Below are 19,753 nucleotides of genomic sequence, written 5' to 3'. Positions count from 1 at the left end.
CGGTTGCTCGGGAGCCTGGTACCCGGGACGGCGCGACGCATGTCACCGACCTCGTCACCGGCAGAACCCGGCCGGCCCGTACGGCACCCCGGTCCCCCGGTACGGGAGACCGCTGACTGCTCAGCCGAACTGCACCGAGCGCTTGGCCAGGCCCATCCAGAAGCCGTCGATGACGCTGCGCCCCTGGTCGAGCTCGGACTCGGCCGCGCCGAGCGTGACGAACAGCGGGGCGAAGTGCTCCGTGCGCGGGTGGGCCAGCCGGCCGGCCGGGGAGGCGTGCTCGAAGTCCAGCAGGGAGTCGACGTCCTGCGCCTGGAGCGCCCGGTGCCCCCAGTCGTCGAACTCCGCGGACCAGCCGGGGGTGCCGCCGCCCGCGTGCCGCAGCGCCGCCAGGTTGTGCGTGAAGAAGCCGCTGCCGACGATCAGCACGCCCTCGTCGCGCAGCGGGGCGAGCTTGCGCCCGATGTCCATCAGCTTCTGCGGGTCGAGCGTCGGCATCGAGATCTGGAGGACGGGGATGTCGGCACCGGGGAACATCTCGACCAGCGGCACGTACGCGCCGTGGTCGAGGCCGCGGTCGGGGATGTCCTGGACCGGGGTTCCCGTGCCGCGCAGCAGCTTGCGCACGTCGTCCGCGAGCTTCGGGGCCCCCGGAGCGGCGTACTCCACCTGGTAGTAGTGCTCGGGGAAGCCCCAGAAGTCGTAGACCAGCGGCACGGTCTCGGTGGCGCCGAGGGCGAGCGGGGCCTCCTCCCAGTGCGCGGAGACCATGAGGATCGCGTTCGGACGGGGAAGCCCCGCCGACCAGGCGGCCAGCTCTCCGGGCCACACCGGGTCGTCGGCGAGCGGCGGGGCGCCGTGGGAGAGGTAGAGGGCGGGCATACGTTCCGCAGCGACTGTCATGGCACTCCCATTCCTCTGCCGATCAAGGTATGTGTGGTGTGCACAGCTACCGGGAACGCACCCCTGCGCACACACCCGGGATTCGGTGGATCGGCTCTTCGGGACCGAATCTTTGAATCTTCAAGTTCTAACCATCAGAGACCTTAGCTCCATCTAGTTCAACTTTCAAGAAAAGGTCGTACAGTGAAGTACATGACCACGGCATCACCCGGCGAGCCCCGGTGGCTCACCGACGAAGAGCAGGGCGTGTGGCGCGCGTACCTCCACGCCACCACGCTCATGGAGGACCACCTCGACCGCCAGTTGCAGCGCGACGCCGGCATGCCGCACATCTACTACGGGCTGCTGGTGAACCTCTCCCAGGCACCTCGGCGGCGGAAGCGCATGACCGAGCTGGCCAAGGACGCCAAGATCACCCGCTCCCGCCTCTCGCACGCCGTCGCCCGGCTGGAGAAGAACGGCTGGGTGCGCCGCGAGGACTGCCCCTCCGACAAACGCGGCCAGAACGCGGTCCTCACCGACGAGGGCTACGCGATGCTGGCGCGGTCCGCACCGGGACACGTCGACGCGGTACGCCAGGCGATGTTCGACCGGCTCAGCCCGCAGCAGGTGCAGAGCCTCGGCGAGATCATGCAGCTCATCGCCACCGGCCTGCAGCCGGAGGGCACGGACGCGGATCTGCCCTGGCTCCGCTGAGCGGAACCAGGGCAGAAGGGCGGGCGGACACGGCGGGCCGGGCCCGGGGGATCGCCTGACGACAAGCGACCCGGCGAGGGGCATCCGGCAAGGAGCCACCCGCCCGCCGGCCGCCCGAGGTGAAAGATCCGGGGCCTCAGAGCCCGAGCGTCACCCCGGGGGCCGGTGCCGGGCCGGTCACCCGGCCCGGCACACCGCTCCGTGCGCGGCGTCGGTGGGCGAGGTCAGTGCGCGACGACCGGGATCTTGAACTCTTCCTCAGCCCCGTCCCCTGCCTGCCCCGAGCCGGCCGCCGAACCGGTGCCCGGGCGACCGGTGTTGATCAGCGTCACCGCGATCGCCGAGGCGATCACCAGGATGCCGACCGCCCACCAGATCGCGGAGGCGAAGCCGGTGACCATGGCCTGGAGCTGGAGCAGCCTCGGGTCGGTCGCGCCGGCCGCGTGGTCGGCTATGTACGCGGTGGTGGCACCGGCGGCGATGGTGTTGAGCAGCGCGGTACCGATGGCGCCGCCGACCTGCTGCGAGGTGTTCACCATCGCGGAGGCCACACCGGCGTCACGCGGCTCGATGCCGTGGGTGGCCAGCGACATGGCCGGCATGAACGCGGTACCCATGCCCAGGCCGAGCAGCAGCTGGCCCGGCAGGATGACCGCCGCGTAGGAGGTGTCGAGGTCCAGCTGGGTCAGCAGGAGCATGCCGACGGCCGCCACGAGGAAGCCGGGACCCATCAGCAGGCGCGGCGGGACCCGGGTCATCAGCCGTGCGCCGATCTGGGTGGAACCGGTGATCATGCCCGCGATCATCGGCAGGAAGGCGAAGCCGGTCTTGACCGGGGTGTACCCCTTGACCACCTGCAGGTAGTAGGTGAGGAAGAGGAAGAGCCCGAACATCGCGATGATGGCGAGGCCCAGCGAGAGGTAGACGCCTCCGCGGTTGCGGTCGGTCAGGACACGCAGCGGCAGCAGCGGGGACTTCACGCGGGACTCGGTGACGACGAAGGCCATCAGCAGCAGACCGGCGGCGACGAACATGCCGATGGTCAGCGAGTCCGACCAGCCGGCCGACTCGGCGCGGGTGAAGCCGTACACCAGGGAGACCAGGCCGAGCGTGGACAGGACCACACCGGGGATGTCGAGCGGCGAGCGGTTGCGGCCGCCGGCCGGCTCCCGGATGACGAGGTACGCGCCCGCGGCGGCGATCACGGCGAACGGGATGTTGACGAAGAACGTCCAGCGCCAGTTCAGGTACTCGGTGAGGAAGCCGCCCAGGATCAGGCCGACCGCGCCACCGCCACCGGCGATGGCCCCGTAGATACCGAAGGCCTTGGCACGCTCCTTGGCGTCGGTGAACATCACCGCGAGCAGCGAGAGCGCGGCCGGTGCGAGCAGGGCGCCGAAGACACCCTGCAGCGCGCGCGAACCGAACATCATGGCCTGGCCGGTGGCGGCGCCGCCGAGCGCGGAGGCGAGGGCGAAGCCGATCAGGCCGACCAGGAAGGTCCGCTTACGGCCCCAGAGGTCGGCGATGCGCCCGCCGAAGAGCAGGAGCCCGCCGAACGCGAGCGCGTACGCGGTGATCACCCACTGCTTGTTGCCGTCGGAGATGCCCAGGTCGCCCTGGGCGGACGGCAGGGCGATGTTCACGATGGTCGCGTCGAGCACGACCATCAGCTGGGCGAGGGCGATGAACGCCAGCGCTTTCCAGCGACTGGGATCCGGAAGGGTGCCGGCTGTTTTCGACATGGGAATAGCCACCTAAGGACACGAGAGGGTACGGATGCGGCGGACGGGCCCGCGCAGGGACCGCGTACCGGGCCGAAGAGGGTGAGCTGAACCGGCCGCCGGGCCCTCTACGTCAGGGCCGGGCCGGATTCACGGGCTGGTGTGGGCCGCTGGGGGCCGCAGGTCTTGTGGGTCGGTTCTCCGGTGCGCGGGCGTCAGGACCCCGCGCGCAGGTCCTCCAAGGTCGCCGCCGATCCCGGCAGCTCGGAACGGGCCGGGGACTCCAGGCCGTCCAGGAAGAGCTGCAGATGGCGGTGGGTGAACCGGTCGATACCCGGGCAGGCGACGCCGGGCAGCGGACGGGTGAGCTGGGAGAGGGCGACGAGCACGTCACCGACGGCGATGTCGGTGCGCAGCCTCCCTGCGGACTTGGCACGCTCCACGAGCCCCTCGACGGCCTCTTCGAGGCGGCGGCGCTCGGTGAGCAGTTCGGGATGGTCGGTGTCGAAACCGCCGGACAGCATCGGGCACAGGGCGCCGATCCGTTCGTCGGCCGCCGCGTGCACGAAGCGGCTGAGCGCGGCGAACGGGTCGGACTCGGCCGCGACGGCCTCCCTCACCCGGTCGGTGGTGCGGGAGGTGACGGCGAGCACGACCTCGTGGACCAGGGCTGCACGGTCGGGGAAGTTCCGGTAGAGCGTGGCGTTGCCGACTCCGGCCCTGCGGGCGACCTCGTCGAGCGGCACATCGGGCCCGAACTCGACGAACATCTCACGCGCGGCCACCACGATCCGCTCCCGGTTGCGCAGCGCGTCGGCCCGCGGACGGGGCGTACGGCGCTGTGCGGCGCAGGTGACGGTCTCGGTGGCGGACTCCACGACGACGGCCCTTCTCTCCGGTGCGTGCGATCCTCCGGGGAACCGGGGACCGTATCCCCGTTTCGCGGGGACACAGGTGCAAACGGGGAGAGGGTCCCCGGTTATTTCACCCCTTCATGTGACCTGGGAAACAAACGGGTGTGCGCCGGAAATCCCCCTATCGGCGCACCCAGCGAGCGGTCCCCCGCAACCCGGCACAGGCTGATCGCCAGAGCGCAGTCAGGGCCGGGCCGGCTGCCGCCGACCGAAGGCGACGCCCCATGCAGCAGCCCCGCCACCGGATACGCGGACACCGCCGGCCCCTCGCGCTCGCGGGAGCGACGGCCCTGGTCATCGCGACGATGGCATCGGCCAGCACCACCCTCCCCATCGCCAGCCGCGCCTCCGCCGGACCGGTGTCGACGCCGCGGGGGACCGGCCTCGCACCGTGCCGGATAGCCACCTCGATGGGCGTGCAGATGTCGGAGGGAATGCCCACGCCTCCGGGCTACGCGCGCTCCACCGGACGGATCAGGGCGCTCAACCTGATGATCGACTTCCCCGACGCGGAGGCGAAGGAACCGGCGGCCGACCGGCTCGCGGAATTCTTCCCGCAGACCTCCGACTGGTTCCGCACCAGCTCCTACGGCCGGCTCACCTACGTGCCCGAGGCACCCGTGAAGGACTGGCTCCGGATGCCCGAGCCGTTCTCCGCGTACGGCATAGAACGCGGCTCACCGTACGAACCGGGCTACCGCAAGATGGTCAAGGACCTGGTGGCCGTCGCCGACCCGAAGGTCGACTTCTCCGCGTACGACCTGGTCAACGTACTGGTCACCCCGAACGCCGGACCCTCCGCGCTGGACACCGTCCTGTCCGTGACCTTCTCCGGCAACGACGACGCGCCCTCCGCCGACGGCGTCCCGCTCGCCAACACGTCCTTCGTCTACAGCCGGCAGGACGACGGATCGGGCACCTACACCGAGACCGGCTACCGCGTCCTCCCCCACGAGAACGGCCACGTCTTCGGACTGCCCGACCTCTACACGATGGAGGGCGGCGGCTCCGTCGGGCACTGGGACATCATGTCCGAGGACTGGGGGGCCAACAACGACCTGCTGGGCTGGCACAAGTGGAAGCTCGGCTGGCTGGACAACGACCAGGTCGACTGCGCCGCCATGCCCGGCACCAGCGACCACGTCCTGGAACCCCTGGCCACGACCGGCGGCCGGAAACTGGTCTTCGTGCCGGTGAGCGCGCAGTCCGGCTACGCGGTGGAGGTGCGGACCGCGGAGGGCAACGACGAGGCGGTCTGCCGGCCCGGCGTCCTCGTCTACAAGGTCAGCTCCGACGTGGACACCGGGCAGGGTCCCGTCGCCGTCGAGGACAGCACGGAGGACAGCGGCGGATGCACCCGCCGGCCCAACGTCCACACCGAACTCTCCGACGCCCCCTTCGAACCCGGCGAGACCTTCACCGACCAGGCCGACGGCATACGGATATCCGTGCTGGACAAGAACACCGACGGAAACTACCGGGTCCGGATCACCCGTCCGTGAGACCGCCCGGAGCCCGCCTCCGGCCGCCCTGCTGCTGCTCCTGCTCCTGCTCCTGCTCCTGCTCCTGCTCCTGCTCCTGCTCCTGCTCCTGGAGAGTGTCGCGGAGGTCCCGCTCGAGGACCTTCCCGGTCGCGTTCCGCGGCAGAGGATCGCGCGTCAGTCTCATGTGCGCCGGCACCTTGAACGCGGCCAGGACCCGCCCCGCATGGGCCCGCAGTGCGTCGGCCGTGACGACGGACCCCGGGCGTACCCGGACGACCGCCGCGACCTCCTCCCCCAGCCCGGGATGCGGAACGCCCAGCACCGCCGCGTCCTCGACGTCCGGGTGGCCGTGCAGCACGGCCTCGTCCTCCACTCAGGACACGTTCTCGCCGCCCCGCACCACCAGGTCCGCGATCCGGTCGACGATGTGGACCCGCCCGTCCCGCACGACGGCCAGGTCCCCCGTACGGAACCAGCCGCCGGTGAACGCCGCGGCCGTCGCCGCCTCGTCACGCCAGTAGCCGCGGACCAGCGACTGGCCGCGCAGCCACAGCTCACCGGCCCGGCCGTCGGGGAGCGCGTCGCCCGCAGGACCGGCGATCCGCACCTCGGTGACGGGCGTCGGGGTGCCCACGGAGTCCGGGTGCTCGCGGTACGCCGCTCCGGAGACGGCCAGGACCCCGCCGCTGGTCTCCGTCAGCCCGTAGCCGTTGCGCGGCTCGATCCGCTCGCCGTACCGGGCCGTGAGCCGCGCGACCAGATCGGGCGGAGCCGCCGCCCCGCCGGTGTTCAGCCCCGCCAGGCCCTCCAGACCGTCGCCCGCGCGCTCCGCCGCCGCGAGCAACTGGAGCGCGGTGGTCGGAAGGCCCGCGAAATGAGTGACCCCGTGGTGCCGGATCAGCCGCAGGGCCTCGTCCGCATCCCACTTCGGCATGAGGACGAGGGTGCCGCCCACCGCCATCGCCCCGTACAGGCCGGTGAACGCCGCGACGTGGAAGAACGGGAACGTCACCAGGGTGACCGGCGCCGGCCCCTGACCGGGGACGACTCCACGGGCCAACGCGGAGAACGCCGCCTGGTAGCGCGGGTTAAGCGCGGCGCCCGCCTGCGCGAGATGGGTGGCCACGGCCCCCTTGGGCCGCCCGGTCGTGCCGGAGGTGTAGAGGATCGTGGCATCGTCCTCGGGCCGGACCTCCACCTCGGGCGGCGCCGCCGACGGATCAGGTTCCGGCAGGTCGGCGTACCGCTCGGCACCGGCCGGCACCTCCCCCTCGTCATGGAAGACGACCAGCAGCGCCCCCGCCCCGCGGCTCCACCCGGCCACCTTCGGCACCTGCTCCGCGTCGACCAGCAGCACCCTCGGCTCGCAGTCGTCGAGGGCCTGCCCGAACTCCGCCTCGGTCCAACAGGTGTTGAGCGGTACGGCGACGAGACCGGCGAGCTGTACCGCCCAGAAGGCGATCTGCCACTCGGCGTGCTGACGCATGGCCACCACGACACGGTCACCGGAGCGCAGGCCGTACACATCGGTGAGCCGGCAGGCCAGGGCGGAGGCGGCGGCGAAGAACTCACCGTACGAGCAGGTCCGTTCACCCGAGATCAGAAACGGCTGGTCGCCGTACGCCCAGGTGGTCTCGACGAACTCCCGCAGCGTCCGGGGGCCGTTGGCGTACACGAGCGGTCCGTGCTCGGCGCGCACCACGGCGAACGGAGCACCCGGAGCGGTCAGCGACGCCTCGACGCGGGCGAGCTCCTGTGTGCCGGGCGACCGGCTGGGATCGGTGTGCGGCACGAACGGCCTCTCCACGTGCTGGCTCGACAATCCGGCGACGCTACGGCCCGCCCCGGACCCCGTCAAGGAGCCACCACAGACCGCAGCGGCCGAGCCCCGCGGACACCCGGCGAGCCGTACGACTGGGGCCCGGGCATCCGGGTGCCGGGCCACACCGCTGAGGGCGCGGGCTCGTACCACTGACCCCGATGCCGGCCCGTACCGCCGGGCTCGGGCTCGTACGCCCGGCTCGGGCGTCGGCCCGTGCCGCTGCCCGCCCGGACCGCCGTGTCCCGTGGCGCAGCCCCGTCGCGATACGGCAGCCACCCCACCGGGACGGCGCCGCACGACCCTCCGGGCCCGGAGCGCCCACCCGCTACACTGTCACCGGTGAGGCGGCCGTCATCGACCGCACCACGCCTTCCGCCTTCGTAGCTCAGGGGATAGAGCACCGCTCTCCTAAAGCGGGTGTCGCAGGTTCGAATCCTGCCGGGGGCACACTCTTCACCAGCACGGATCACCCGAAGGGCCAGGTCAGGGCACATGCCCCGCCTGGCCCTTCTCCGTGTGGCCCCGTTCTTCTCACGCTCTCGCACGCTCCCTCACGTACTGAGCACGCGACCTGTTGCCCCAATTCTGCCCCAGTGGATCTTGAGGTATCCGCAGGTGAGCACTACCGGACACACAGAAGCGGCCCCCCGCCGGAGCGAGGGACCGCCGTGTGCCGAGCTGGGGGGTGCCGCCCCGCCGTGCCCGGCACGATCAGCGCGCAACCGGATGGCGCGCACAACCATCGGAACACGCGTTCGAATCTTGACGCAATCCCTCAAAGGAGTGATAGCGACAACTGATCAACTTTGTACCATCGATGGTACTGACACCGCGAGGGTGCAGCCCAGAGCGTTGACGAGTGCCAACCGACCCCCTGCCCGACTGGGTCCCAGCCCGCCGCCGAGCCGTCGGGGACAACGTCCGCGCCGCCCGCACCCGGGCCGGACTCACCCAGGAAGGACTGGCCGGCCGCGCAGGAATCGACCGCAAGACGGTGAACCGCATAGAGCAGGCCACACACTCACCGCTCCTCGACCACCTGCTGCTCATCGCGGACGCGCTCGACGTCCCCCTCGCCGACCTCGTCCGGACGTGACCCTGCCCGCGCCCCCGGCCGCCGCCGACCTCGGGGTGCGGGCAGGGAGCCTCAGTGCCGGCGCTGCCGAGGCTGCTCAGCCAGCCGACGCGCGTCAGCCAGCCGCTCCTGGCGGGTGCGCTGGAGCCAGATCAGATTCGTGAGGACGGAGTCCTCGGACGACTCCCGCGGCGGTGGTGTGGTCGCGCTCACCGGCGGGCCTCCGTCGCCAGCGCGGTACGGTGCCCGGCCCGCAGCCTGTCACCCTCGGGGCATTCCGCGCCCGCGGTGTTGCACGGCCGGCACCCCTCCGTGTGGCGAAGCACCCGCCGGTACGTGTCGTCTATGGCCCTGTCCGTCTGGGACTGGCCAGCGGTACCGTATGCCATGCCATCAGCTCCTCAGGCTGGTGTCCGCACCCCCGGGCCGGTGACACGGCCGCGGGGGTTATCTATGTGACGCCCACCATATGCCCGGCGCGATAGGTCCGATAGGTGAACTAGGCCAACCGGTCGGCCCTGTCTCGCCCAGCGGGCAGGGCGGGCCTAGCGTCACGAGCATGGACTGGACACCGGAGATCCCCAGGTGGCGGCAGGTGTACGCCCTGCTGGAGGAGCGCATCGACAGCGGGGCGTACCCGCCGGGGACCCGCCTGCCGTCCGCGCTAGACCTCCAGGCGGAGACCGGGATCAGCCCGATGACGGGTCGGCGTGTCCTTCAGGAGCTGCGGGCGGCGGGGCTGGCGTATATGGAGCCGGGCATCGGGACGTTCGTCGCGAAGCTGCCGGAGCCACCCCGAACATGACGAAACCGCCCCCCGCGCCCGGCCGAAGCCAGGTGCAGGGGGCGTGATCGCGGTGCTGCGGAAGTGATCAGTGCTGCCAGGGCGCGAGGTCCAGATCAACCGGGGGCTCGGGCGCCGGGCCGGCCGGACTGTCGGGGCCGACCCGGCGGGCCCACCCCAACAGATCCAGATACGCCCGCGTCAACAGCTTCCGCTGCACCCGCTCGGTGGCCACATCACGATCCAGCCGGTCCGTGATCGCCAGGAAATCCGCGCGGCGGTTCGTCGCCCTCGACTGCGTCCACGTCAGCACCCCCACGAGGAGCGCCACCCCCGCAGCAGCCAGTGCACCCACATCCATCAGCGGAACCTCTTTCTCAGGCGGGGCGGCAGCGGATCATCCATGCCCGACACCCACACCACGCTCAGCGCGAACCCCACCCAGGCCGCGGCACTCCCGCCGGCCGACGGGAACCCACCGCCCGCCCACGAGACCGTGAACGCCGCCCCCCACAGGGCGGCCGGAGTTGCGAGCGCCGCGAACCCGGCCGCCTGCACCCGCGGGCAGGACGCCGCCCAGGCCGCGGCCAAGGCCAGGAGACCGCAGCCCACCCATATCCCGCCCAGAGCGTCCAGCGGCACGTACCGCACCACCGTGCCCAGCCCGCGGGCTGTCCCGTACCGGGGATCGATGATGATCCCGGCCCCGTACCCGAGCCATGCCGCGCCGAGCGTCGCGAGGAACGCCCGGCGCCGGCTGAACTGCCCGCCGGGCGCCCGCATCAGGCGGCCGGTCCTCGGTAGGTCACCGGCGGCAGGTCCGGGGCCACCGTCTCGGTGACACCGGGCCCGTCGGTGCTGGACCCGCTGGCCACGACCGCGGTCAGCACGGCCAGGAGCGCGGCCAGGCCGCCGATGGACAGCGCCGGGCCCCAGTCGACATCGACCAGACCCAGGCCGTCACCGCCGAGGAGCGCGAGCTCCGCCTGCGCGAAGGTCCTCACCGCCCGCTCGCCGGTCGCCTTCCAGAACGACGAGGTGGTCAGAGTGCTCATGGTCAGGCTCCGATCTTCTTGCGGATGGCGGCGGTGTCCGCGGAGATCCGGCGGACCTCCGCGGAGATACGGCGGACCCGGGTGACGAGGTCGCCGAACACCGTCCGGCCGGACCAGTAGTGCTTGCTGCTCTTCGGGTCCGGGCTGTAGTCCGCGGCGTCCATCGGCGCGCTGAACGCGTCCTTCGACAGGATGCGGTCGACGACCGCGTCGGCGACCCTCTTGATCTCGGCGTCGGTCAGTGCCATGTCGGGCTCCTTGCTCGGGGGGTCGGTCTTGCCGGTGGCCCGGGCGACGATGCCCGGGAACACCACGGTCTTGAACTGGGCGATGCGCGCCTTCCCGGGGCAGGCGGTACCCGACGTCGACCACTGCGAGAACATCGAGTGGTACCCGAACCCCGGGTCGTCGTGAGTGCGGCAGATCCGCAGCGGAACCCCGTGCTTCTGGTGCAGCCACACACCGAGCTCGATGAGCTCCTCGACCTGCTCGTCCGTCCACGGGTCGGAGCCCTGCAGGTTCGACGCGGTCTCGATGCTCACCGCGCCCGTGCCGTCGGGGCGCCGGTTCGCGCCGGCGTTCGCGTCGGCACGGGTCTCCGTCCCGATGAACTGCCCGAGGTCGCCGGCGTACCCGAGCCCGAAGTGGGACTCCAGGTTGGTGCTGTCACGCCAGTACTCGTAGACGCGCTTCGCGGTCCACGGGGCGATGATCGAGTGGACGATGAACTGCGTCGGCCGTATCGCCGGTTGGGCGTCGGACTCCGGCTGCAGCTCCATCTTCGTAGCTCTGGGGTACCAGGCCATGAGGTCTCCAGACATGCGTAGAGCCCCGGCCATCGGCTCGGGGCTCGGGGATCGGGTGGGTCAGGTGAGGGGGGTGGCCCCGGGGAAGTCTGCGGCGGGCCCGAAGTCCTCGGTGTGGAGGTAGGCGACGTGGGTTGCTGAGCTGGACACGCTGTACGTCGCGGATCCGGAGTCACGGCCCACGGTGCCCACGAGCAGCGCGAGGACCTGACTGGTCCCCGAGTTCACGATCAGGTTCGAGAACTCGAACCCGTAGTTCGCCCCCGAACTCGGCGTGGTGATCCGGAACGAGTCGTACAGCGTGGTGCCGCTGGCGGTGTCCCGGCGCACCCGGATCCGTCCCTCGCTGCTCGCCGCGGTCGGCGTGAGCAGCCCCTTGACGGTGATCCGGTACGCGCGGCCCGGCCGGAACGTGATCAGGCCGGTGGTGACCCAGGCGGTCTCGTTGGTGACCGGGGACGTATTCGAGTTGATGGCCGTGTAGTTCACGGTGAAAGGCGCGCGCGCGTTCTCCGTGCTCGCGATCAGCCGCTGTCCGGCCCGGGCGAGGTCGGGCATGTGCGCCTCCTACAGTGCGTAGCGGGTGGGTCGGGCCAGGCGGAGATCCGCGCCCGCGGAGTGCGCCTTGACGATGCCGTTGGCGGAGCGGGCGACAGTGAAGGTCTGCGGGCTGCTGGTGCCGGTGATCGCGGTGACGGTCATCTCCTCGCCGCCGACCTGCACCGTCAGCGGCATGTCCGCGGGGTCGGTGGTCCACCGGGTGCCGTCCGACACGGCGACGGACAGGGTCGTGGCCGTGGCCGTGACCCCGGACGCCAGGGCGGACCCGCCGGTGTCGTACCGGCCCCGGGCCGGGTCGTCGTAGACGCCGACCTGCCACGGGCCCGCCGGCGTGCAGTTCATGGTCAGGGCCCACTCGACTGCGGTGATCCGCTCGGTGGAGCCGAGCAGGTGCTGGTCGATGAGCCCGGGCGGGAGCCACGGAGGCAGGTTGGAGATCTGCAGCCGGTCGCCGATGTCCATCGTCAGGACGCGGTCGACGAGGTGCGGGGCTGCGTGGAGCCACACGGTGACCGTGGGGTACCGGGCCTCGTCCCACGTGCCCAGGTGCACCCGCCAGTCGGCGATCGGCTGCGGCTGCTCGTCGGTGTAGAGGCTGAGCGTCACCGCCTCGTCGTAGGGGCCGACGCCGGACGGGGGCGGCTGGACGGACAGCGGGCCGGACTCCAGAACTGAACGGGCCGATGACCCGCCCCGCCGCGTGACCGTCACGTCGTTGCGCAGCCGCTGGTCGTCCTCCGTGGGCTCCAGGGGCGGCGGCACCTCACCCGGTGCGAGGTAGTCCAGGGCCAGGGCCACCGGCTGGTTGTACAGGGTGCTGCGGTCCCGGTAGACGAGCGCCAGGGCGTCGCGCCTCTCGTAGAGCATCCCGCCGTCGGTGGCCGCAGCGTCCTCGATGAGCTCCAGGAGCGTGCCGGGACGCTGCGGCCCCATCGCCTCGGACAGGACGGTGAGGTCGCCGTCGATCGTGGTCAGGGACACCTGCGCCGATTCCTCGGAGGTCACCCGGTACATGCGGTTGATGGCGCTCTCACCTGCGAAACCATCGTCGGCGCCGGTGAAAACGGCTGCTGCGGGCGGGGCATCGAGAGCGGTCGACGCGGCGGGGATGTCGAACACAGCCAGATGCCCGAGGACCAGGCCGGTGGTGTTGGCGCCGTAGCTGCCGGACACGCCGACGACGGCGCCCTGCCCGGCGGTGAAGCTGGTGCGGGCGGACCATCGGGAGTTCGCTGCGATGTCCCGCCAGCTGGCGTAGAGGTAGCAGGTGCCGCCGGACGCCGCGGTGTAGATGGCGAGCCGGTTCCACCGGCCCCAGAAGTCGGCGAGCGCGCCGGCGTCGGCGAAAACAAACGCGCCGAGCAGGCCGCCGTCGGAGTCGCGGGCCTCGATGCGGACGCCAGCGGTGCTCGCGTAGACGACGGCGGTCGTCATCACCGATCCGGCGACGGCGACCCGGAGGACCTCCGTCTGGGTGGCTGCGAGCGTCGGCAGGTAGTAGACGCACTCCACCTGCCATCCCGCGGTGGAGGACCGCGGCACGGTCCCGCGCAGGGTCGCGGGGTTCTTGGCCTTGGGCAGGGCGTCGGCGCCGCCGAGGGAGTCGTCTGCCGCCATGTCCCAGCCGGTCAGGGCGAGCGGCCGGATCCCCGGCAGCGGGGAGTACGCGGCCACGGCCTCCTTCCCGTCCTCCATCGGCCAGTACGCGACCAGGTCCGGGTCCGAGGGGATACGGCGGCGCAGCGTGGACTCCAGGGCCTTCTGGCCCTGCCCGAGGCGGCGGGTCACCCCGGCCGCGTCGATCGGCACCCACACGTCCGCCCCGGAGAGGTCCCACCGCACCGGCCACGCCGAGATCTCACCGGTGAACCGGTACTCCCGGTCGCTGATCGTGGCCTGAGAGCCGAGCGTCCACGTGCGGCCCGCCGTGTCCGCCCACGAGGTTGCCCCCTCGGGCAGGGCCCGCAGGTCCGGTGACGCCACGATGGTGCCGCCGATCCCCGACCGGACCTCGGCACGGTGCACCCGGCCCTGTACGGGTGACGCAGCCGGAATCCCCGTCGGCGCGATTTCCAGCGGTGCCGACGAGTTGTAGATGCTCGTCACCCCGGACGCGCTCAGCGGGTCACCGATCTGGGCCCACGGGCCGTCCAGGGACTCAGCCCAGTAGATCCGGGCGGTGAAGCCGCCCGCCCCGTTGTCGACGTCCAGGGTGGCGCGGACGGCAGCGCGTCGCGGCAGCGCCGGTAGCGGCTGCTGAGCGAAGAACGCGGCAGTCCCGTCGGCGGACCACCACAGCGTCAGGATCCCGCCGGCGCTCAGCTGCAACGAGTAGCTCCGCTGGTTCCCCGCGACGATGTATTTCCCGATCAGGGCCTGAGTCTCGTTGGCGTACCAGTCGACGGTCGCCTCGATACGGATGTCGATGTCCCCCGTGATGTCGAGCGTCGACGCGTCCGGGGCATGGGCGTAGGAGGCGGTGTTGCCCTCCAGCTGCAGGTACGACTCCGGCCCCTTCACCGACACCCTGATCGGAGTGTTCCGGCCGATCAGCCCGTAGTACGGGGAGCGCGGGTTGCGCGGGGAGTACCGCCCGTGCCGGTTGTTCAGCGTCAGCGTCGCCTTCGACGGTGCGAACTTGGAGCTCTCGTTCTTCGCGCCGCGCTCGATGACGACCGGGTCCCGCTCCCGGACGTCCCCGCTGATATCCGTCCAGGTGCCGCCCACGCTGATCTCTGTGCGCCGGTCTACGGACAGGGCCATCGGTGTCTCCTCACTGCCCGAAGGCCAGCTGTACGTCGCCGCGCCCGTCGACTCGGACAATCTCTTGCAGGGCGGTGCGCAGCGCGCTGCTGCCCCCGGTGGCGTCGAGGGTGATACGGACCTCGCCCCGTCCGGCGCCGCCGGTGTCGCGGACGCTGCCGGCCACGGAGCGGAGCATCCCGTCGAGCTTCGACAGGGGCAGGACGGTCTCCTGCTCGGAGCCCTCGCCGATCATGGCGAGGGTCGGGCCGGTGGTGACGCCGCCCTCGGCGAGCATCGGGATGTTCGGGGTGGACAGGGTCAGGGACGGGATGGAGACGCCCATGATGGAGCCGCCGCCGATGGTGAAGGACAGGTTGTTCCAGCCGCTGATCAGCTGGTTGACCATGCTGCGGAAGGACCGGCTGATGCCGTCCCACATGCCCGACGCGGCGCGGCTGATCTTCCCTGGGAGGCTGCTGATCCAGGCGACGACCTCGCCGAACCAGGAGGCGACCTTGCCGGGGATCGACGCGAGGAACTGCACCCGCTGCATCACTGCGGCGATGGCGTCGGCGATCTTCTGCTGTACCCAGCCCCAGGCCTCGCCCGTCTTCCGGGAGACCCAGCCCCAGGCCGCGGCACACTGGTCCTTGATCCACTGCCAGGCCTCGCCGAGCTTGCCGGTGATCCAGTCCCAGGCGCGGCCGGTGGCGGCGGCGATCTCGTCCCAGTAGACGACGATCAGCACGATGATCGCGATCAGGGCGATGATCCCCGCGATGATCCACGTACCGGGGAACGCCCACAGCGCGGTGTTCCACGCCCACTGGGCGATCACCGCGATGCCGATCGCCAGTCCCAGCAGGAGCAGCGCGCCCGCGAGGATCTTCACCAGGCCGGGGTTCTCCTGCATGAAGTCGGACAGGAACGCCAGGGCGGGCTGCAGCATCTCCCCGAGCGTCACCGACATGGTCCGCCAGATCGCGTCCAACGACTTGGCGGCCTCGGCCGACTCGGTGGCCTTGTCGGCGGCGCCGGCAACGTCGGCCATCCCCCCGGCCGCGGCCGCGGTCGCCGGGTCCATCGCCCACAGGGCGTCGGCGCCCTCACCGGCCATGTCGCCGAAGAGCTCCACCGCGAGGGCGGACTGATCCGCCGGGTCCTTCACCCCGCGCAGAGCCTGAAGGGTCTTGCTGAGAGCGGCCTTGGCGCTGTCGCCTCCCTTGTTGATGTCGGCGAACATCGCGTTGGCGGGCAGGCCCAACGCCTTGAACGCGGCGGCGGCCTTGTCGGTCTCCTCCGACGTGATGCGGGCGAACTCGTGCACGACGTCCGCGGCCTGGTCGATGTCGCGCCCGCCGGCCTGCACGTACTGCGACATCATCCCGAACGCGGTCTTGCCGTCGATGCCCATGCGCTGGAAGTGCTTGCCGTACTCCTCGATGACCTTGGGGATGTCGTCGCGCATCATCGCGGGCATCTCCTGGGCGGCGGCGGTCAGGATGTCGAACGCCTCCTTGCCGTCCTTCGCCATCCCCAGCTTGATCATTTTTCCGGCGGCGTTCGCGGACTCGGCGACGTCCAGCTCGAACGTCTCGCCGAGCATCAGCGCCTTCTTCGTGAGGTCGTCCATCTCGGCGTCGGAGATCTCACCGACCCCGCCCATGGCCTGCGCCACGACACCCAGGGCGTCGCCGACCTCCTGCATCGACTCGCCCCACCCGGCCGCGTACACCCGGCCGGCCGCGTCGCCCGCCCGCGCGGCTTCCTGCTCAGTCAGCCCGAGCTGGTTCTGCAGGCTGGTCTCCACCGACTGCAGGTCCATGGCCGCGTTCAGACCAGCGACGAACATGCCGCCGACCGCGGCACCGGCCGCAGCGGTCTGGATGCCGCCGAGGCTGGTGCCGACCTCGTCGGCGGCGCCCTGGGCCCCGCCGGTGAGGTCGTCGGTGTTGATCCCGACCGAGACGAGGAGCTCTTCGAGCGTGGCCATCAGCGCCCCTTCTCTCTGAGGTCAGCACCGCCCAGGCGCCGGTTCATCGACTTGACCTGAGCGAGCATCTGCCGCCAGTCCGCAGGCTCGCGCCTGGCTCCCTGGTCCCACTTCGGGATGAAGTCCCGGGGCTCCTTGGCCCGCTGGCCCTTGCCACGGGACCCGTTGGACACGGTCGCGGTGAGGATCCCGAAGAGGAGGTCCAGGCGCTCCGGTCCGAGCGGGCCGGTGACCTGCTCGTAGGCCATCCACTCGGTGAGCTCGGCCGACGTGCACCGGGCGAGGAGCTCGGGCACGGTGCAGCCGAGTCCGAGCGCTAGACGGTGGTAGAACCGTCGCTCGGGGCTGCTCCGGATTTTCCCGCCGCGGTGTCCACGTCCTCCTTGCGGAGCCCGGACAGGCGCTGTGCGACCTGGCCGATCCTCTCCAGGACGGCCCCGTTCTTCTTGCCGAGGGCGGCCACCTCCTTGTCGGTGAAGAGGCGCTCGAAGTCCTCGCCGACGAGGGACTTGCCGACGAGCTTGGCGAGCTGGTCGGCCATGTTCATCCGCTGCACGGAGCCGTTCGGCCCGAGCACGACGAGGCTCGACTGGTAGGCGTTGCGTTCGGTGCCGGACATGCCGAGGACCCGGACGGTGCCGCCCCACTCCGGGACGTCGACGTCCTCCCACGTGCGGTCGTCGGCCGCGGCGATCTGGTCCTTGCTGAGGAGTGCCATGTGCGTGTCCGTTCAGGAGATGGTGGGCTTGCCGGACACCTTGAAGGTGAGCGAGGCGGCGGCCTTGTCGTCGTAGGGGGCTTCCGGCTCGAACCCGGTGAGGATCGCGGGGAACGCCCACGTGGTGGCGTCCTCGTCGGGGAAGACGATCTGGTAGTTCCGCGGCGCCGTGTCGTCGAAGTCGGCGACGAGGAGGTCGTGCAGGGCGGGCTGGTAGTTGATGTCCGCGGACACCTCGCCGGGGTCCTTGAGCCCGCCGAGGAACTCCATCCACCCGTCCGGCGACCCGTGCGACGTGACGTCGAGGGTCTCCCGGGAGAGGCCGGGGCCCGACAGGTTCGTGATGTCGGCGATCTCGGTGAAGACCTCGGGGGTCTCACCGTCGCCTCGCTTGAGCTTCGTTCCGAAGCCGTCCATACCGGCCATGGGGTGCCTCCTGGGCAAGAAGAAAGCCCCGGGCCGGGCGGCGCGGGGCTGTTGCAGGGGGAGCGATCAGGGGTGCTGCTCGGTGACCACGCGGTAGCGGAGCACCAGGTGGCGGATGTCGCCCGGCGGCTCCGGGTCGGTGAGCGTCTGGGAGAACTCGTACCGGGTGGCGATCCAGTCCGCCCCGGGGACCGTGAGCGGCTGGTGGTCCAGGAGCTCGGTCACCCGGGCCCCGACCCGCAGCACCCGGGTGTACCCGCGGTACCGGTCCCAGACGTGCAGAGTCGGCACGGTCTGCCGGCCGAACCCGCCGTGCCGGTTGTCCGGTGTCTCGATCGCCTCGCCGATCACGACGAACGGATAGGGGACGTCCTCGGGGACGAAGTCGTACACCGTGCTGGCCGGTGTCGCCTCGGCCCCCCGCATGGCGCTGACCATGGCGAGCAGCGCGGCATCGCCGCGCAGCAGGCCGGTGATGGCGCCCTGGACGCCGAGCATCGGGGACGGGGCGGTCGTCACGACAGGGCCCTCCTCACCTCGGCCTGAATACGGGCTGCGATCTTCGAGCGCTCGGATGCGGCCGCGGGCCCGAGGACCGGCCGGGCCCGGATCCTGCGGGTGCCGAACTCGTGGAGGATCGCGTAGAAGTCGTCCGGGTCCCACCAGCCGATCTCGGCGCGCAACTGGTTGTTGTGGAACCGGGCCTTCGCGCTGTTCCGCAGGTTCCCGGACCGGACCCGGACACCGGCGGACGCGTCCGCGCGGATCGCCTCGGCCGACTCCTGCAGGGCCTTGAACCCGGCGGCCCGGATGGTTGGGGTGAGGTCGGCGAGCTGCTCGCGCAGCCGGTCCAGGCCCTCGATCTGTACGGTGATCCCGCTCGACCTGGTGCCGCCGCCCCGGCCCCCGGACCGCCCCCGCCCGCGCGCCATGGCTACTTCAGCTTCCGGCGGATCGCGGCGAGCTCACCGGCCACCGCGACCAGGCCCCAGGCGATCGCCCGGGTTACGCCCCCGCCGGTGGCGTCCGGGCCCAGGAGGTCCTCGGCTGTACGCCGGGCCTCGTGCGGCTCCACCTGCGGCAGCCTCGGCCGCTCCTGCTGCGTCATCGCACACCCTCTCTCTGGATCAGCTGGCACGGGGCCTTGGAGTAGACCGGCGTGGACGGCTGCACCGCGGCCAGCACCCGGAACGTCTGCTCCTGGCCCAGCGCATCGGTGCCGCGCAGCTCGTCGCCGCGGCGGACGTCCGCGCGCGGCAGGAGGAACACGGTGTGGTCGTGCTTGGACTGCGCCTGCGCGGCCAGCATCCGGTCCGCGTTGGACGGCTGGTCGACCTTGGCCCGGACGGTCCCGGGCTGTTGGACGAACGTGGTTTCCTGCCCGCCGTACCCGTCGTCGACCGTGACCGGCCGCCACACCGTGAGGCGCCGGTTCAGGTACCGACCCGGCCCCCTCACCGGGACCGCATGAGGGACATGCCGCCGCCGAAGCGGGCGGCCAGGCGCTCGCGCAGGTACGCGGGCAGTTCCATGTCGGTGGCCAGGCCGTCCCCGCCGTAGGTGACGGCGTAGTCCCCGATCCGCTCGGAGGTGACGACCTGCGTGCCGAGGCTCGCCCCGCCGTCCTCAGCCCGGTACGAGGCCATGGCCCCGGCGACCAGGCGACCGACCAGGTCGACGATGTCGGCCGGCACCTCGGGCAGGCCGTGGGTGTACGTCACTTCGACCTCGGAGGGTTCGGCGCGAGTCCAGCCGCCGAACCTCCACAGCCGGTCGGTGCGCAGCCGCCAGTCCGTGACCGCGGCGCCGTCGATGGCGACTGCGCTCACGGACTGAATCGGCGGCCCGGGCAGCCGGAGCCGCTGATCCGCTTCACCCTCAAGCGTCACCGTCGACGTCGTCTGAGAGATCGGGCTGCCAGCGGCGTCCCGGACGGCGGCCGAGGCGACGGTGAGGTACCGCGTCGCCACCGCCGTCTCGTCGTCGTCGATGACCAGGCCGAGGGCGGCCAGGTCGGCCACCGTCGCCAGTGGGTCCAGTGCCACGG

At 71.4% G+C, this 19,753-nt stretch carries 23 protein-coding genes, 1 tRNA gene and 1 pseudogene; 5 read left to right on the top strand and 20 right to left on the bottom strand.

Annotated features, from left to right (window positions below; all coding sequences use genetic code 11):
* Positions 1–120: 120 nt before the first annotated feature.
* Positions 121–903: a class III extradiol ring-cleavage dioxygenase gene (locus ABZ172_RS05170; RefSeq protein ID WP_356880370.1), complete on the bottom strand. Its 783-nt coding sequence runs from the start codon at positions 901–903 to the stop codon at positions 121–123.
* Between the two features lie 183 nt (positions 904–1,086).
* Here ABZ172_RS05170 and ABZ172_RS05165 point away from each other — a divergent pair, with 183 nt between their 5' ends.
* Positions 1,087–1,599 (top strand): MarR family transcriptional regulator, encoded by a 513-nt coding sequence (locus ABZ172_RS05165; RefSeq protein ID WP_356880368.1) that lies wholly within the window; start codon positions 1,087–1,089, stop codon positions 1,597–1,599.
* Between the two features lie 224 nt (positions 1,600–1,823).
* Here ABZ172_RS05165 and ABZ172_RS05160 read toward each other — a convergent pair whose 3' ends face one another.
* Both ABZ172_RS05160 and ABZ172_RS05155 read right to left on the bottom strand, forming a co-directional pair.
* A complete protein-coding gene (locus ABZ172_RS05160; RefSeq protein ID WP_356880366.1) occupies positions 1,824–3,344 on the bottom strand; it encodes an MFS transporter in 1,521 nt (506 codons plus the stop codon).
* Positions 3,345–3,538: 194 nt separating this feature from the next.
* On the bottom strand, positions 3,539–4,201 hold the full coding sequence (locus ABZ172_RS05155; RefSeq protein ID WP_356880364.1) for a TetR/AcrR family transcriptional regulator: 663 nt from the start codon (positions 4,199–4,201) through the stop codon (positions 3,539–3,541).
* A gap of 260 nt (positions 4,202–4,461) precedes the next feature.
* On the opposite strand from ABZ172_RS05155, the gene ABZ172_RS05150 reads away from it, so the two are divergent.
* Complete coding sequence (locus ABZ172_RS05150; protein ID WP_356880362.1) at positions 4,462–5,739, top strand: M6 family metalloprotease domain-containing protein; 1,278 nt, start codon at positions 4,462–4,464, stop codon at positions 5,737–5,739.
* Here ABZ172_RS05150 and ABZ172_RS05145 read toward each other — a convergent pair.
* A pseudogene (locus ABZ172_RS05145) lies at positions 5,726–7,513 on the bottom strand (class I adenylate-forming enzyme family protein). The gene ABZ172_RS05150 and the pseudogene ABZ172_RS05145 overlap by 14 nt on opposite strands.
* 404 nt (positions 7,514–7,917) lie before the next feature.
* Here ABZ172_RS05145 and ABZ172_RS05140 point away from each other — a divergent pair.
* Both ABZ172_RS05140 and ABZ172_RS05135 read left to right on the top strand, forming a co-directional pair.
* Positions 7,918–7,990: transfer RNA gene (locus ABZ172_RS05140), tRNA-Arg, on the top strand.
* 412 nt (positions 7,991–8,402) lie between these two features.
* On the top strand, positions 8,403–8,639 hold the full coding sequence (locus ABZ172_RS05135; RefSeq protein WP_356880360.1) for a helix-turn-helix transcriptional regulator: 237 nt from the start codon (positions 8,403–8,405) through the stop codon (positions 8,637–8,639).
* 51 nt (positions 8,640–8,690) lie between these two features.
* On the opposite strand, the gene ABZ172_RS05130 is transcribed toward ABZ172_RS05135, so the two are convergent.
* Positions 8,691–8,831 (bottom strand): hypothetical protein, encoded by a 141-nt coding sequence (locus tag ABZ172_RS05130; protein WP_356880358.1) that lies wholly within the window; start codon positions 8,829–8,831, stop codon positions 8,691–8,693.
* A gap of 346 nt (positions 8,832–9,177) precedes the next feature.
* Between ABZ172_RS05130 and ABZ172_RS05125 the strand changes: the two genes are divergently transcribed.
* Positions 9,178–9,423 (top strand): winged helix-turn-helix domain-containing protein, encoded by a 246-nt coding sequence (locus ABZ172_RS05125; protein ID WP_356880356.1) that lies wholly within the window; start codon positions 9,178–9,180, stop codon positions 9,421–9,423.
* A gap of 67 nt (positions 9,424–9,490) precedes the next feature.
* Here ABZ172_RS05125 and ABZ172_RS05120 read toward each other — a convergent pair whose 3' ends face one another.
* The 15 genes from ABZ172_RS05120 to ABZ172_RS05050 all read right to left on the bottom strand — a co-directional run bounded on the left by ABZ172_RS05120 (position 9,491) and on the right by ABZ172_RS05050 (position 19,751).
* On the bottom strand, positions 9,491–9,763 hold the full coding sequence (locus ABZ172_RS05120) for a hypothetical protein (protein ID WP_356880354.1): 273 nt from the start codon (positions 9,761–9,763) through the stop codon (positions 9,491–9,493).
* Positions 9,763–10,185 carry a hypothetical protein gene (locus tag ABZ172_RS05115; protein WP_356880352.1) on the bottom strand — a complete coding sequence of 141 codons (423 nt, stop codon included), beginning with the start codon at positions 10,183–10,185 and terminating at the stop codon, positions 9,763–9,765. The genes ABZ172_RS05120 and ABZ172_RS05115 overlap by 1 nt, the downstream gene beginning before the upstream one ends.
* On the bottom strand, positions 10,185–10,457 hold the full coding sequence (locus ABZ172_RS05110; RefSeq protein ID WP_356880350.1) for a holin: 273 nt from the start codon (positions 10,455–10,457) through the stop codon (positions 10,185–10,187). The genes ABZ172_RS05115 and ABZ172_RS05110 overlap by 1 nt, the downstream gene beginning before the upstream one ends.
* 2 nt (positions 10,458–10,459) lie before the next feature.
* Entirely contained in the window at positions 10,460–11,263 is an 804-nt protein-coding gene (locus ABZ172_RS05105) for an N-acetylmuramoyl-L-alanine amidase (protein ID WP_356880348.1), read from the bottom strand.
* Between the two features lie 60 nt (positions 11,264–11,323).
* Positions 11,324–11,821: a hypothetical protein gene (locus ABZ172_RS05100; protein WP_356880346.1), complete on the bottom strand. Its 498-nt coding sequence runs from the start codon at positions 11,819–11,821 to the stop codon at positions 11,324–11,326.
* A gap of 9 nt (positions 11,822–11,830) precedes the next feature.
* Positions 11,831–14,587: a hypothetical protein gene (locus ABZ172_RS05095; protein WP_356880344.1), complete on the bottom strand. Its 2,757-nt coding sequence runs from the start codon at positions 14,585–14,587 to the stop codon at positions 11,831–11,833.
* Between the two features lie 10 nt (positions 14,588–14,597).
* The gene (locus tag ABZ172_RS05090; RefSeq protein WP_356880342.1) at positions 14,598–16,562 is read right to left on the bottom strand and encodes a phage tail tape measure protein; all 1,965 of its coding nucleotides are present in this window, start codon (positions 16,560–16,562) and stop codon (positions 14,598–14,600) included.
* A complete protein-coding gene (locus tag ABZ172_RS05085; protein WP_356880340.1) occupies positions 16,562–16,858 on the bottom strand; it encodes a hypothetical protein in 297 nt (98 codons plus the stop codon). The genes ABZ172_RS05090 and ABZ172_RS05085 overlap by 1 nt, the downstream gene beginning before the upstream one ends.
* 20 nt (positions 16,859–16,878) lie before the next feature.
* Positions 16,879–17,280 (bottom strand): hypothetical protein, encoded by a 402-nt coding sequence (locus ABZ172_RS05080; protein ID WP_356880338.1) that lies wholly within the window; start codon positions 17,278–17,280, stop codon positions 16,879–16,881.
* A 12-nt stretch (positions 17,281–17,292) separates the two neighbouring features.
* Positions 17,293–17,706, bottom strand: a complete 414-nt coding sequence (locus ABZ172_RS05075; RefSeq protein WP_356880336.1) for a phage tail tube protein — start codon at positions 17,704–17,706, stop codon at positions 17,293–17,295.
* 66 nt (positions 17,707–17,772) lie between these two features.
* Positions 17,773–18,225 (bottom strand): DUF3168 domain-containing protein, encoded by a 453-nt coding sequence (locus ABZ172_RS05070; protein WP_356880334.1) that lies wholly within the window; start codon positions 18,223–18,225, stop codon positions 17,773–17,775.
* Entirely contained in the window at positions 18,222–18,638 is a 417-nt protein-coding gene (locus ABZ172_RS05065) for an HK97-gp10 family putative phage morphogenesis protein (protein WP_356880332.1), read from the bottom strand. The genes ABZ172_RS05070 and ABZ172_RS05065 overlap by 4 nt, the downstream gene beginning before the upstream one ends.
* A gap of 2 nt (positions 18,639–18,640) precedes the next feature.
* Positions 18,641–18,814: a hypothetical protein gene (locus tag ABZ172_RS05060; protein ID WP_356880330.1), complete on the bottom strand. Its 174-nt coding sequence runs from the start codon at positions 18,812–18,814 to the stop codon at positions 18,641–18,643.
* Entirely contained in the window at positions 18,811–19,164 is a 354-nt protein-coding gene (locus ABZ172_RS05055; protein ID WP_356880328.1) for a phage head closure protein, read from the bottom strand. Before ABZ172_RS05055 ends, ABZ172_RS05060 begins: the two co-directional genes overlap by 4 nt.
* Positions 19,161–19,751, bottom strand: a complete 591-nt coding sequence (locus ABZ172_RS05050) for a hypothetical protein (protein WP_356880326.1) — start codon at positions 19,749–19,751, stop codon at positions 19,161–19,163. The genes ABZ172_RS05055 and ABZ172_RS05050 overlap by 4 nt, the downstream gene beginning before the upstream one ends.
* Positions 19,752–19,753 lie beyond the last annotated feature (2 nt).

Source organism: Streptomyces sp. NPDC006296 (assembly GCF_040613235.1).
In the GTDB taxonomy this organism is placed as follows: Bacteria; Actinomycetota; Actinomycetes; order Streptomycetales; family Streptomycetaceae; genus Streptomyces.
This window is presented reverse-complemented; position numbering and strand designations above follow the sequence as displayed.